Source organism: Prevotella sp. P6B1, assembly GCF_000702825.1.
In the GTDB taxonomy this organism is placed as follows: Bacteria; Bacteroidota; Bacteroidia; order Bacteroidales; family Bacteroidaceae; genus Prevotella.
Map to the genome: position 1 here is coordinate 36,656 of NZ_JNKF01000017.1, position 15,020 is coordinate 51,675.

Below are 15,020 nucleotides of genomic sequence, written 5' to 3' on the forward strand. Positions count from 1 at the left end.
TTCTAGTTTATGCAGAAAAGATTGCTCTTTCTGGTTTCATTAATGTTGACATTCTCGTTAACATTGATGGCGCAAATCACAACTTCAAGTATGGCTGGAAAGGTGACCCTCGACAATGCGAATGGCGAGGAAGTCATCGGTGCTACAGTTGTGGCTGTACACGAGCCTTCAGGTACTCGTTACACGGCAGTGACTAATACCACAGGTCGTTTCTCGATCAATGGTATGCGTACTGGTGGTCCTTACAACGTGACCATCTCTTACATTGGTTTCCAGCCAAAAACCGTCAAGGGTATTACCCTCCAGCTGGCTGAAACTTACAATCTCTCAGTGTTCTTGACTGAGGATGCTACTGAGCTGGCAGAGGTTATCGTAAGTGGTAAGGCCTCTAAGTTCGCTGCTGAAAAGACGGGTGCAGCTACTAACATCAACAGTTCGCAGATTACCAATCTGCCAACCGTAAGCCGTTCTATTACCGACGTTACACGTCTGTCTCCTTATGGAGGTAATGGTATGAGCTTCGCTGGTGCTGATGGTCGTACTGCTAACTTCACCGTCGATGGTGCTAACTTCAACAACAACTTCGGTCTTTCTGACAAGTTGCCTGGTGGTGGTACCCCAATCTCTATCGATGCTATCGAGGAGTTGCAGGTGGTTATCTCTCCTTACGATGTTCGTCAGACCAACTTCATCGGTGGTGGTGTGAACGCTATTACCAAGTCGGGTACTAACACCTTCAAGGGTAGCGCCTATGTTTATCACCAGAATGAGAATATGCGTGGTGATGCTGTGAAACGTCAGCAGATTACAGGTGCTCGTGAGAAGGCTCAGACCACTACTTATGGTTTCACCCTGGGTGGCCCAATCATTAAGAACAAGCTTTTCTTCTTTGTAAACGGTGAAATGTCAAAGATTCCTTCAATCGTTAACCGTTGGAGAGGTTCTGAGGATGGTGTAGCTGATGCTACCAACTACATCTCTCGTACAACTAACGCTGATTTGGAGGCCGTTTCTAAGTATGTCGCCAACAAGTATGGTTACGATACTGGTTCTTGGACCAGCTTCCCTGCTGATGAGAGTAACTACAAGTTGATGGCTCGTATGGACTGGAATATCACCGACAGACACCATCTGGCAGTTCGCTATAACTATACTAAGAACAACATCTGGAACGGTCCTAACGCTACCTCTATGGACGGTGGTACACGTATGTCGGGTGCCCGTATGTCTCAGTATTCTATGGCGTTCGCTAACACCATGTACTCTATGGAGAATTTGGTTCACTCTTGGTCAATCGACTTGAATAGCCGCCTCACTGACAATCTGTCTAACCAGTTCCTGGCTACTATCTCTAAGCTCGACGACATTCGTGGTACCAACTCTTCAGCGTTCCCACATATCGATATCACTAAGGACGACGATAACTACATGGCTCTGGGTTATGAGCTGTTCACTTGGAACAACGCTGTTCACAATACTATCTGGAACATCAAGGATGATGTAACTTACTACATGGGTGCTCATAAGATTATGGCTGGTTTCAGCTTCGAGCATCAGATGGCCGACAATATGTACATGCGTAATGGTGCTGGCTACTATCGTTTCAACATTACAGACGATATGTACAACGCCAACGGTGTACTCAATGCAGCTATGCTCTTTGGTGAGGAGGCTTTGCCAAATGGAAAGTATAATCTTCCTGAGATCTTCTGTCTGACCTATGGTTACGATGGTAAGTCTGATCCTGCTGCTCGTGTACAGTTCAACCGTCCTGGTTTCTATGCTCAGGATGAGTGGAACGTTAACGATAAGTTCAAGCTCACTTACGGTCTGCGAATTGATGGACTTTTCTTCAATAATAGCGACCTGATGACCAATGGCGTGTATAATCCTAACTATACAGGAACTCTCTATGACAAGAATGGAAAAGTTGCAACTTCTAGTACATATCCTCTTTATGATGAAAAGGGCGATTATGTTCGTAGCGGTATCCTTGGTCTTGATTATAATGGACGTCATATCGATACTGGTAAGTGGCCTAAGAACAGCATTACCTTCTCTCCACGTCTCGGCTTTACCTACGACGTATTTGGTGACAAGAGCCTGAAGGTACGTGGTGGTACTGGTATCTTCTCTGGTCGTCTGCCTCTGGTATTCTTCACCAACATGCCTACCAACGGTGGTCTGGTACAGTATCAGGCACAGGTAAATGCTAAGAATGCTGCCGCTAAGGGCTTCACAATGGAAGAGTTCAGCGCTAACAAGAATGGTGGTAAGTTGATTACTGATGTCAACGAGATGATTACCAAGCTGCATTCTTTGGGCTATCCTACCACAGCCACTCCTGAGGATGGATCTGTTCCTTCTACTATCTCTGCTGTTGATCCTAAGTTCAAGATGCCACAGGTATGGAAGACTTCTTTGGCTGTCGACTATCAGATTCCTGTTGACTTCCCATTCTCTGTAACAGTTGAGGGTATCTTCAATAAGAAGATCTATGATAACTGCATCTCTGACTGGTCAATCCAGAATGTAGGTGGTTTCGCACGCTTCAACGGTGTTGACAACCGTCCTATCTATCCAGATAATTTCCGTTCAGGCACACCTGCCTTCGTTCTTGAGAACACTACAAAGGGTTATGGTTGGAGTGCTAACGTAACTCTGAACGCTCAGCCTGCTGACTGGATCAGCTTGATGGCTGCTTATACTCACACTGTATCTAAGGAGGTAACTGGTATGCCTGGTTCTAATGCTGAGTCTGCATTCACATACGTTCCTACTTCTGAGGGTCCAAACAATATCAAGTTGCACAACTCTCAGTATGTAACTCCCGATCGTGTAGTTGCTTCTGCTACTATTCACGACAAGAGCGGTAACCACTATAACTTCGTTTACGAGGCTTGGCATGGTGGAAACAGCTATGGCTGGATGCTGACTAACGATATGAATGGTGATGGCTACAAGTACGATGCTCTCTATATTCCTACCGACGAGCAGGTTGCTAACAAGGAGTTCCGTTTCAAGACTGAGGATGATGCTAAGCGTTTCATGGACTTCGTTCATAACGATAGCTACCTGAGCAAGCACCAGGGTGAATATGCTGAGCCTTACAGCGCTTACTCTCCATGGGTACACCGTATCGACTTCGGTTACAAGCACGACTTCAAGTTCAACGTAGGTCAGACCAAGCACATGCTGCAGCTCACCTTCGATGTGAAGAACGTCCTGAACTTCTTCAACTCTGCATGGGGTGTTGCTAAGTACCTGAATCCTGAGATTGGTACAGAGTCTCGCTGCCTGAAGTATGAGGGCGTTGATCGTGATGGTTACGCTGTATTCTCTACTCCAAGCGCTATCAATGGTAACACTAAGACTTGGACTACTAACTATGGTCTTGGTCAGTGCTGGTATGCTTCTGTAGGTATCAAGTATTATTTCAACTAATTAATTAAGGTAAGATAAATATGAAACTTAAATATTTCATTCCGTCTCTCGTAGCAGTTATTGGTGCTTTGTTCACCAGCTGCTCTGAGGACAATACTCCCACTTATCTGGGTAACGTGAAAGTTTCGTCATCTTATGTGGCACTCCCACAGGCTGGTGGAACAACGACGATTACAGTTAATGCTGCTGAGAACTGGAGCATTGATGCTTCGTCAGTACCTGAATGGCTCACTATCAGCCCCATGTCAGGTAGCGTAGGTGAGAGCAAGGTTTCTTTCTCTGCTGCTGAAACAGAGGATGGTAATAGCTGCGAGGTGCTGCTCAACTGTGGTGAAAACACGCAGCGTATCAACGTACTGCAGTTTGCTGAGGAAACAGAGCCTGTTATCCTGACTGTTAAGGAGGCTGTTGATATGATCAAGGCTGGTACTCAGGGATCTAAGTCGTACTATGTAAAGGGTATCGTTTGTAAGATTAATGAGATCAGTACCTCTTATGGTAACGCAACCTTCTTTATCTCAGATGATGGCTCATACAAGGGCGATAACGCTAATGAACTGGAGATTTATCGTGGTCTCTGGTATAATGGTGGCGCTTACACCGATGCGAACGCCTTCTCTGTAGGTGACGAGATTGTTATTAAGGGTGTACTGATTGACTATAAGGGTACTCCTGAGACTCAGGAGAAGAACTCTGAGGTAGTATCACTCTCTAAGTCACTGATCAAGTGCGAGTATCTGGCTATTGGTGAGGAAGTAACCGACGAGCTTCCTGTTGATGGTGGTGAGATTACTGCTTACCTTACCTGCAAGACTACCAATGGCGTAGCTGTTGAGATTCCTGCTGAGGCTAAGGATTGGCTGGGTGTAGTTTCTTCTACTGTAGGCGAAGTTCCTTCTGTAACCTTCTATGCCAAGAAGAATGAGGGTGGTGATCGTTCTGTTACTGTTTTCTTCAAGACAACTGACGGTTCTAAGGACTACACCTCTCAGGCAACCATTAAGCAGAAGGGAGCTATCGTCACTTGCAGTAGTTTGGCAGAGTTCCTTGCTGCACCAGTTGGAAACACTCAGTATCGCATAACTGGTGTTATTTCCAAGGTTGCTAAGGCTCAGTATGGTAACATCTATATTAAGGACTTCTCTGGCGAGGTTTACGTTTATGGTGTTGGTGCTAAGGGTGACTTCGAGGCACTTGGACTGAAAGTTGGTGACATTGTAACACTCGTAGGTAAGCGTGGTGAGTTCAGTGGTACTGCTCAGATGACAGGTGGTCAGTATGAGAGCCACATTCCTGTTACTGAGGTAACTATCGAGGAATTCCTCACCAAGCCTGATAGTAAGACTACTTATTATATGGTAACAGGTACTATTAAGTCTCTGCTTGACAGTAAGGGCAAGGCTAACGATTATGGTAACCTCTACATGACTGATGGCACTAACGACCTTTACGTTTATGGTTGCTATCCTGGTTATGGAGCTACGGGCGACAACAAAAAGTTCTTCATTGCTGAGAACGAGATTCAGGTAGGAGACAAGCTGACCATGATTGGTTACAAGGATACCTACAATGGACTTGTTGAGCTCTGTGGTGGTATCTGCTTCGGATTCGAGCACGCTGAATAATCAATTTGAATACAATATTTGCTCCCGATGTCGTTAGTGGCATTGGGAGCATTTTTTCCTAAAAACCAGATTTATATGAAGAAATCTCTACTTTTTCTTTTTGTTTTTTCTGTCTGCTCAGTTTGGGCGCAGGGACCAAATGAAACAGGAACTTACTATCAGGCAGCTGATGGTAAGAAAGCTGCGGAACTGAAATCAGCCCTTTTCGCAATCATTAGCCCGCATACTATCCAGAAGTACACCTATGGTGTATGGGATGCGATTGAATCTTACGATCTTCGTGAGGATGGTAAGATTTGGGAAATCTATTCCAGCATCTCTAATTTTACCCCAAAGACTGATCGGGATAAGGGAGATGAAACTGTAGTTGATGAAGGATTGAAGTATAATCGTGAGCATGCGATGCCTAAGAGTTGGTTTAATGAAGCTACTCAGGATAATTATTCTACCAATGTGTATCCCATGTATACCGATCTTCATCATCTGTTCCCAACAGACCGAATCATTAATACAATGAGGTCAAACTATCCTTATGGAGAGGTTGGCAACGTCGTTACCAAAAAGTCAGAAGGTGGTTTTTCAAAATTCGGCCGCTGTAAAGAGGAGCTTGGTTATAAGGTGAACAATCAGAACGGACGCGTGTTTGAACCCAACGATGAGTACAAGGGCGATTTGGCTCGTGTGTACTTCTATATGGCTACGGCCTATGAGTCGTACACGAACGAAAAAGGTGAAACCCGCAGTCCTGCCAACTGGACAAGCGATATGCTGGCTTCGAATGTTTATCCTTTCTTTACGGAGTGGGCGCTGAACATGTTGCTCCGTTGGGCTGCCAATGATCCCGTTAGCGAGAAGGAGATCAAGCGTAATCAGGGTATCTATGAGATTCAGGGCAACCGTAATCCCTTCGTGGATTATCCTGGCCTTGAGCAGTATATCTGGGGTAGCAAAAAGGAGGATGCCTTCAGCTACGACAATTACGTGCCTGTAACTTCTGGTATCGAGGAGATTACCAAGACCATCTTCGTTGAGGACGATGGCGCTATCTATAACCTGCGTGGACAGCGTGTAGATGGTAAGAACCTGAAAAAGGGTATCTACATCCGTAAGAATAAGAAGGTGATCGTAGAGTGATTTTTTTCAGAATTTTCTGAAAACATATCAACATCTCATCCAGACGGCCTGAAAGCCTTTGTGGCAAAGGGTTTGCGCTGGATGAGATGTTTGCTTAACCTCTCACTCAACCTCTCCCTTAACCTCTCACTTTTTCTTGTTTCCAGTCCTCTTTTGGTAGTACGCCAGTCCTCTTACTGCAGTACTCCAGTCCTTTGACGCCAGGACTGCAGTCCTTTAACGGGAGTATTGGCGCTGAAATGAATACAATCTTAAACTTTTGACCTAAAAACTTGCATCCTATCAAATATTTTTGTATCTTTGCCGCAATAGTATAAACGAAAAACCGGTTCGAATGATGAAAAGACTATCTACATTGCTATTGACCCTTCTGATATTCACGATTTCTGTTGTGGCTCAGGTTACTACGTCGGGTATTACTGGCGTGGTGATGGCTGATGGCGAGGAGGCTATCGGCGCTACCGTTTCGGCCAAGCATGTGCCATCGGGAGCCATCTATCGTGCTGTGACAAATATCGAGGGCCACTACTCGATAACTGGCATGAAAGCGGGTGGCCCTTACGAGGTGGAAATATCGTATATCGGATTCCAGACAGCTAAGTTTACCGATATCCAGCTGATGCTGGGACAGAACGCTGTGGTAGATGCCACGCTGAGCGAAGGAACGGAGCTGATTCAGGAAATCGTAGTGACGGCAAAGGCCAACAACACGATGCGCTCTGACCGCAGTGGCGCCGTGACAAATCTGAACGCCCAGCAGATGGCTGCTGTACCTAACATCGGCCGCTCTATGCTTGATATCATGAAGATGACACCACAGTCGAGCTCGGCCAGCGGTATGGCTATCGGTGGTGGAAACTATCGCCAGTCGTTTGTGACTATCGATGGTGCCTCGTTCAACGACTCGTTTGGTATGGAGCCCAGTCCGCTGCCTGGCGGTGGCACGCCTATCTCGCTCGAGGCGCTCGACCAGATGACGGTTTCGGTGACGCCTTACGATGTGCGCCAGAGTGGATTTACAGGTGGTGGTGTGAACGCTGTCACCAAGAGCGGTACCAATACCTTTAAGGGTATGGCCTATACGTTCCTGACCAGTTCAGATCTGAAGGGTAAGAAAATCCGCAATGCCGAACTGCCAGTATCCGAGGGGCATAACAGCACCTTCGGCTTGAGCTTCGGTGGTCCTATCATCAAGGATAAGCTCTTCTTCTTTATTAACGGTGAGTACGAGGATAACGTGACGGCTGGTCCGGCAGTGTTGGCAAGTACTGATGCTACGTCTTCTGCATCTTATTCGGCTATCAACCGTCGTCCGAGGATTGGCGAGCTGGAGAGTCTGTCGAAGTTCTTGCAGGACACCTACGGCATTACCACAGGTCCTTGGCAGGACTATCATCTGAAGACGCCTGCCTATCGTATTCTGGCCCGTATCGACTGGAACATCAACGAGAATCATAAGCTGAACGTACGCTTCACGAAGTCGAACCGCAAGGAGTCGAATCCTGCTTCGGCCTCACGCAGCATCGGCAGCAATCGCACCTCTATTATATATGGTGGCAATCAGAACTCGTATGGTGGCAATACCGACTACGGCATGTCGTCGCTCTCCAGCAGGTATATGACCGAGTTCCGCTTCACCTCGGTAGCTGCCGAGTTGAATAGTAAGTTCGGCAAGTTGCACAACACCCTGCGTGGCACCTATTCGTATCAGGACCAGCCGCGTAGCAACGAGTATGGCGTAGGTGTGCCTGTGGTTGAAATCGTGATGAGCGACAATCAGGGCCACTATCCTTACTGGGCGCTGACTGGCGACCTGTTTACCTATGGCAATGTGGCGCAGACTAAGAATACCGTGATTACCGACGAGGTGAACATCCAGTTGGGTAAGCACAACCTGTTTGGTGGCTTGCAGTTCGAGAACGATTGGGCTGCTAACGGCTATGCCCAGGCTGGTGCCGGCTATTATGCCTTTGAAGCTACTCCCGAACAAGTGGCTGCTGGCGACTGGAAGAGCGTGTTTACCCTCGAGCATACCCGCCTGTTTGGTATCACCTACGGCAATGGCGACGACCACTCTCACTTCGTAGCTAAGATGAGCACCAACCAGTGGTCGCTCTATCTGCAGGACAATTGGAGTATTTCCGATCGTTTCCGTATGTCGTTAGGTGTGCGCTTCGAGCTGCCATCTTATCCCAGTCTGAAGAATAATTTCAATAAGGAATACTATGACTTGGGCGATCTGCCGCCTACAGACAAGAACTACTTTGGCGGACAGCACTTCCGTACGGATAATGTGCCCAAGGCCAGCATATCGTTCTCGCCGCGTGTGGGATTCAACTGGGATATCACAGGCGAGCGAAACCTGATACTGCGTGGCGGCTCGGGTATCTTCGTAGGTCGCCTACCGTTCGTATGGCTCATCTCGGCAGTGGGCAACTCGGGTATGGGACAGACCTCGTATATCGCCTCGCAAAAAAATCCGGAAGGTATTCCCACTTTTACTACCAGTCAGCAGGATATGCTGCAGCAGATTAAAGCTAAAAGTAAGGTATCTATCCCCAGCAGCGCTACGATTCTGAGCGACAATCTGCGTATGCCCAAGACGTGGAAGACCTCGTTGGCACTCGATGCCAAACTGCCTGGCGATATCGACTTCACCATCGAGGGAATCTACAACCGTGATATCAACCCTGTGGTGGTGGCCAATCGCGATATCTACTGGGACGGGCATTCTACCATCGACTTAGGGCATGGCGATGTGCGCCACAGTATGTCGTACTATAATCCCAACTACTCGGCCTACGTGCTCGAGAACGCTGGTCATAAGGCCTACTATCTGTCGCTGACAGCCCAGCTGCGCAAGAAGTTCGACTTCGGTCTCGATCTCTCGGGAAGTTACACCCTGTCGAGAGCCAAGACCTATACCGATGGTATCGGCAACCAGGTGGCTTCGGCCTATAACAACTACCGCAATTCGGTGAATGCGGTTAACGACAACGAGATGGGCTATGCCACCTATGTGGCGCCTAACCGCTTGCTGCTCTCAGCCAGCTATACCCTCAAGGAGTCGAAGCGTGCCAGCTCGCACTTCTCGCTCATCTACGATGGCTACCAGTATGGCTTCCTGACCGAGTATGCCTTCAGCCGTTACAGCTATATCTTCTCGGCAAATGTGAACAACGATGCCTTGGCGCCTGCCAACCTGATCTATGTGCCTGCCTCGCGTAAGGAACTCGACAGTTGGGATTTCGCCGAGAGCGTATATGATGGCCATCAGGTATATACTGCCGATATGCAGCGCGACGACTTCTGGGCTTATATCCAGCAGGACGACTATCTGAAGCATCGCACAGGTCAGTATGCTGAGCGTGGTGGCGCCAAGATGCCTTGGCACCATCAGATCGACTTCAAGTTCCAGCATGATATGAGTCTCGACTTCGGTAAGACCAAGCACACTCTGCAGTTAGGCGTCGATATCCTGAACCTGCCTAATCTCCTCAACAAGAAGTGGGGCCTCTACAAGCAGATAAGCGAAACAGCGCTGCTCTCGTACAGTAAGGGAAAATACACCTATAACACGGTTAATGGCGAGCGCCATCTGCACACCTATACTGACTTCCTGGGGCTGCAGTCTACTTATCAGATTATGTTCACGATACGCTATCTCTTTAATTAACAGAGATTAATCCTCGCCAGATGGCGGGGATTTTCTCTGATTTTTTGTTAATTATCAATCCACCATGAACAATTCTCGATTTATTTGTGTATCTTTGCACCCAAAATAGCAAAATAAACGTTTATTATGGCACAAGAAGATGTATTTAAGAAGATCGTAAGCCACTGTAAGGAGTATGGCTTTGTATTCCCCTCAAGTGAGATTTACGATGGTTTAGGAGCCGTTTACGATTATGGACAGAACGGTGTAGAGTTGAAGAATAACATTAAGCAGTACTGGTGGAAGGCTATGACGATGCTTCACGAGAACATCGTTGGTATCGATAGCGCCATCTTTATGCACCCCACCATATGGAAAGCGTCAGGACACGTGGATGCTTTCAACGATCCCTTGATCGACAACCGTGACTCTAAGAAGCGTTATCGCGCTGACGTGCTCATCGAGGACCAGATTGCCAAGTACGACGAGAAGATCCAGAAGGAAGTGGAGAAGGCTCGCAAGCGTTTCGGCGACAGCTTCGACGAGGCTAAGTACATGGAGACCAGCGAGCGCGTGAAGGAGACCAAGGAGAAGCGCGACAACCTGCACGCCCGCTATGCTGAGGCTATGCAGGGACCGGATCTCGAGGCCCTCAAGCAGATTATCCTCGACGAGGAGATTGTGGATCCTATCAGCGGTACCAAGAACTGGACCGATGTGCGTCAGTTCAACCTGATGTTTGCTACCGAGATGGGTGCCAGCGCCGATGCCTCAATGAAGGTTTACCTGCGTCCTGAGACTGCTCAGGGTATCTTCGTGAACTACCTGAACGTGCAGAAGACCGGTCGTATGAAGATTCCTTTCGGTATCGCACAGATCGGTAAGGCTTTCCGTAACGAGATTGTAGCCCGTCAGTTCATCTTCCGTATGCGTGAGTTTGAGCAGATGGAGATGCAGTTCTTCGTACAGCCTGGTACAGAGCTCGAGTGGTTCCCCAAGTGGAAGGAGACCCGTATGAAGTGGCACCAGGCTCTGGGCTTCGGCGCTGAGAACTATCGTTTCCACGACCACGACAAGCTGGCTCACTATGCCAACGCTGCTACCGATATCGAGTTTAAGATGCCATTCGGCTTCAAGGAGGTTGAGGGTATCCACTCTCGTACCAACTTCGACCTCTCGCAGCACGAGAAGTTCTCTGGCAAGAGCATCAAGTACTTCGATCCTCAGACCAACGAGAGCTATACTCCATACGTTATCGAGACTTCTATCGGTGTCGATCGTATGTTCCTGAGCATCATGTGCCACGCCTTCGAGGAGGAGAAGCTCGAGAATGGTGAGACACGTACCGTACTGAAGTTGCCCGCAGCTCTGGCTCCTGTTAAGTGTGCTGTGATGCCTCTGGTTAAGAAGGACGGTCTGCCCGAGAAGGCACGTGAGATCATCGACCAGCTGAAGTTCCACTTCAACTGCCAGTACGATGAGAAGGATTCTATCGGAAAGCGTTATCGTCGTCAGGATGCCATCGGTACGCCTTACTGCGTAACAGTCGATCACGACACCCTCACCGATGGTAAGGTAACTCTGCGTTTCCGCGACACTATGGAGCAGGAGCGTGTGAACATCAGCGATCTGAACTCTATCATCGAGGATAAGGTGAGCATCGCATCATTGCTGAAGAAACTCCAGTAAACAATGAAGAATTGGAAATACATATTGCTGAGCGTGATACTGTTCCCACTTGTGGGGATGGTATCATCGTGCAGCGAAGATACTACTGAGGAAGATGAGTTCGGTAACTGGGAGCAGAAGAACGAGGCTGTCATCACTGAGTGGGCCAAGAACACCAGCTATCAGAAGATTCTGACTTATACCAAGGATGCTACGGCTCAGGGCTTGACCAACTCCGACTATATCTATGTAGAGGTGCTTGAGGAAGGCGAGGGTACAGAGTCGCCACTCTATACTGATACCTGCCGTGTGGCTTATCGTGGACATTACATCCCCACCACATCCTATCCGGAAGGATTGGTCTTCGCCCAGACTTATACACAGAAGGATTTTTCTTGGGATCGTGCCGATACCGCTGATGACCAGTCGTGGGTGGATGGCTTCTCAACAGCCCTGCAGCACATGCATATTGGCGATCGCTGGCGTGTTCGTATCCCCTATACGCTGGGCTATGGTGCCAGTGCCTACAATAGTATTCCAGGCTACACCAACCTGGTATTCGAAATTGCCCTCTACGACTTCTGGCATCCAGGTGAGAAACGCCAGCCTATGAAGTCGCGCGTTATTGATATCGAATAAGGTTATCATCTTTTAATACCCATTGCCTATGCCTAAATATGCCGATTACATTAAACGCATCGAGATCGACTCGCTGTGGAGCGGGAAGAAACACATTGTGTGGGAGCTAAACCGTCAGGTGAACATCCTGAGTGGCATTAACGGTGTGGGTAAGAGTACTATCCTCAACAAGGTGGTGAAGGGATTGGCCGCTGGCGGCGAGTTCCCCTCACACATGTTGAAGGGAGTACGCTTGGATGTGGTGCCCGAGGATGCCAAGTGGATTCGTTACGACATGATCCGCTCGCTCGACTCCAACCTGCAGCAGTCGCTTGCTGAGGGCGAGGGCTTCCTCCGTCAGGCACTCTCTGCGCTTGCGGGTGTGGGTGGTGGTTCGCTGCTCGACATCCAGTTGTACAACCTCCAGCGCAAATACCTGGACTATCAGGTGAATATAGGCAATCGCATTATCGAACAGCTGCAGGCTGGTAATGCCGATGCTGCCCAGAAACTATCACAGAAAAAGACACGCTTCCAGGATATCGTCGACGAGTTGTTTCGCGATACTGGCAAGAAAATTATCCGTACAGAGAACGAGCTCCGCTTCACGCAGATTGGCGAGGTGCTGTTGCCCTACCAACTGTCGAGTGGCGAGAAGCAGATGTTAGCTATCCTGCTCACCGTGTTGGTGGAGGATAACGAGCCTTATGTGCTGTTTATGGACGAGCCTGAGGTATCGCTGCATTTCGAGTGGCAGAAACGCCTTGTGGATCTCTGTATCGAACTGAATCCCAACGTACAGATTATCCTCACCACCCATTCGCCTGCTATCGTCATGAATGGCTGGGTTGACTCCGTAACTGAAGTGAGCGATATCACGGTCTAATTGACAATTGATGATTGATAATTGACAATTATGCCAAATAGGCTGAGGGATAATCTGAATAGCAAGTATTTCGAGGCGGCCAATGCACTGACCTCCAAGATGGCACGACGTAGGATAGTGGCCTATGTCGAGAGCTATGATGATATCTACTTCTGGCGAACGGTACTCTCTGATTTCGAGAATGATAAGCGCTATTTCGAGGTGATGCTGCCCTCGAAAATCAACCTTACACGTGGTAAGAAGTCAGTCCTGATGAACTTCCTTGAAGGCGAGCCGCTGGGGCGTGATATGATAGCTTGTGTGGATGCCGACTACGATTATCTTATTCAGGGGCGCACCCACCAGTCGCGTCGTGTGTTAGAGAGTCCGTATGTATTCCATACCTACGTGTATGCCATCGAGAACTACCAGTGCTATGCCCCTTCGTTGCATAATGTCTGTGTGTCAGTGACGCTCAACGACCATCGTATCTTCGATTTCCGCGACTATTTCCAGCAGTTCTCCGAGGCCATCTTCCCGCTGTTTGTGTGGAGTATCATGGTGTATCGCAATGGCAACTACCCCAGGTTCTCCATCACCGACTTCTGTCGGATAGCCGATCCAGGCGGATTCAGTGTGCAGAATCCTGCTACCTCTATCAACAAGTTGAAGCACAAGGTGCGCACCAAGGTCAACGAACTGCAGCGCCTGTTCCCAGATGCCAAGGATGAATATCTGCAGACCAAGGACGATATCCGTGCTCTGGGGGTAACGCCACAGACCACCTATTTATATATACAGGGACACCATCTGTTTGATACCGTGGTGTCGCCCATGCTGTCGAAGGTGTGTAACCAGCTGCGCCAGGAGCGCCAGAACGAGATCTATCATGCAGTGGCTCATCGTACGCAGAAGCGAAATGAAATGTCCTGCTACGAAAACTCGCTGCAGGACATTAAGTCGATGCTTAAGAAAAATACGGGCTACATGAGTTGCGAACAATTCCAACGCCTGCAATCCGACATCCGTCAGTATTTAGACGAACGTCTCTAAGAACTTTACTTCGCCCTCGATCTTGACTTCGCCAGTAGTCGCTGGCAGCAGGATGGTGTCGCCCATACGGAAGGTGGTTGCCTCGCCATCAGCCTTGATGGTGCCCTCGCCCTTGACTGCAATCAGGATGACAAACGAGTCGAGCTCTGAGTAGTCAAGCGTCATGGGCTCAGTCAGGTCGTACACGGCTGTGGTGAAATAGGGACATGTAGCCACTTGTACACCCACATTCTTGGTGCGCTCGTATTCGGTACGGTAGTTGGGCAGTACGGTGTAGTCGATGCTCTCAGCCGCCAGTTCGGTGTGCAACTCACGATAGTTGCCGTTCTTATCCTTGCGCTTGAAGTCGTAGATACGGTAGGTCACGTCGCTGGTCTGCTGGATCTCAGCCACAAAACAGCCAGCGCCAATGGCATGGATACGTCCTGCAGGGATGAAGAACACGTCGCCCTCGCTCACCTCGTAGCGAGCTAATGCATCTGTGATGGTATCGTTAGCTACCATCTGCTTGTACTGATCGGGTGTGATCTGCTGCTTCAGTCCGTTGTAGAGTTGTGCGCCCGGTGTTGACTCCAAGGCATACCACATCTCGGTCTTGCCACGACTCTTGCCTTGGCGGTGGGCTATCTCGTCGGTGGGGTGTACCTGTATGCTCAGATCCTGACGTGCGTCGATAAATTTGATGAGTAATGGGAACTCGTCGCCAAAGCGCTGGTAGTTGTCTTCGCCCACCAGTTGGCCTTTCTGCTCGCGTACCAGTTCGTTCAGACTCTTACCTTTGTCAGGTCCTTCGGCTACGATGGTCTCATTGTTGTTAACACCTGAAATCTCCCAGCTTTCGCCTACGTTTTCCAGTTGATCTTTTAAGTTCTTAAAGGGGATAATCTTGTCGCCTCCCCAGAGCGTCTGCTTAAGCAGTGGTTCAAATTTGTACATTGTTCTCGTTATAATAATAGTT

At 48.6% G+C, this 15,020-nt stretch carries 9 protein-coding genes; 8 read left to right on the plus strand and 1 reads right to left on the minus strand.

What is annotated here, in order from left to right:
- Positions 1 to 9: 9 nt before the first annotated feature.
- From T495_RS14960 to T495_RS0114260, 8 genes are all read left to right on the plus strand, one after another.
- Entirely contained in the window at positions 10 to 3,444 is a 3,435-nt protein-coding gene (locus T495_RS14960) for a carboxypeptidase regulatory-like domain-containing protein (protein ID WP_036891344.1), read from the plus strand.
- Between the two features lie 20 nt (positions 3,445 to 3,464).
- Positions 3,465 to 5,069 carry a BACON domain-containing protein gene (locus T495_RS0114230; protein ID WP_033149161.1) on the plus strand — a complete coding sequence of 535 codons (1,605 nt, stop codon included), beginning with the start codon at positions 3,465 to 3,467 and terminating at the stop codon, positions 5,067 to 5,069.
- Positions 5,070 to 5,144: 75 nt separating this feature from the next.
- Positions 5,145 to 6,203: an endonuclease gene (locus T495_RS0114235; protein ID WP_197020405.1), complete on the plus strand. Its 1,059-nt coding sequence runs from the start codon at positions 5,145 to 5,147 to the stop codon at positions 6,201 to 6,203.
- A 334-nt stretch (positions 6,204 to 6,537) separates the two neighbouring features.
- Entirely contained in the window at positions 6,538 to 9,879 is a 3,342-nt protein-coding gene (locus tag T495_RS0114240) for a carboxypeptidase regulatory-like domain-containing protein (protein WP_033149162.1), read from the plus strand.
- Positions 9,880 to 10,005: 126 nt separating this feature from the next.
- The gene (locus T495_RS0114245) at positions 10,006 to 11,547 is read left to right on the plus strand and encodes a glycine--tRNA ligase (RefSeq protein ID WP_028903349.1); all 1,542 of its coding nucleotides are present in this window, start codon (positions 10,006 to 10,008) and stop codon (positions 11,545 to 11,547) included.
- Positions 11,548 to 11,550: 3 nt separating this feature from the next.
- A complete protein-coding gene (locus tag T495_RS0114250) occupies positions 11,551 to 12,165 on the plus strand; it encodes an FKBP-type peptidyl-prolyl cis-trans isomerase (RefSeq protein WP_051652083.1) in 615 nt (204 codons plus the stop codon).
- A 28-nt stretch (positions 12,166 to 12,193) separates the two neighbouring features.
- On the plus strand, positions 12,194 to 13,030 hold the full coding sequence (locus T495_RS0114255; RefSeq protein WP_033149163.1) for an AAA family ATPase: 837 nt from the start codon (positions 12,194 to 12,196) through the stop codon (positions 13,028 to 13,030).
- 30 nt (positions 13,031 to 13,060) lie between these two features.
- A complete protein-coding gene (locus T495_RS0114260; RefSeq protein WP_033149164.1) occupies positions 13,061 to 14,062 on the plus strand; it encodes a DUF4435 domain-containing protein in 1,002 nt (333 codons plus the stop codon).
- Here the strand turns inward: T495_RS0114260 and T495_RS0114265 are convergent.
- Positions 14,045 to 14,998: a type I phosphomannose isomerase catalytic subunit gene (locus T495_RS0114265; protein ID WP_033149165.1), complete on the minus strand. Its 954-nt coding sequence runs from the start codon at positions 14,996 to 14,998 to the stop codon at positions 14,045 to 14,047. The genes T495_RS0114260 and T495_RS0114265 overlap by 18 nt on opposite strands.
- Positions 14,999 to 15,020 lie beyond the last annotated feature (22 nt).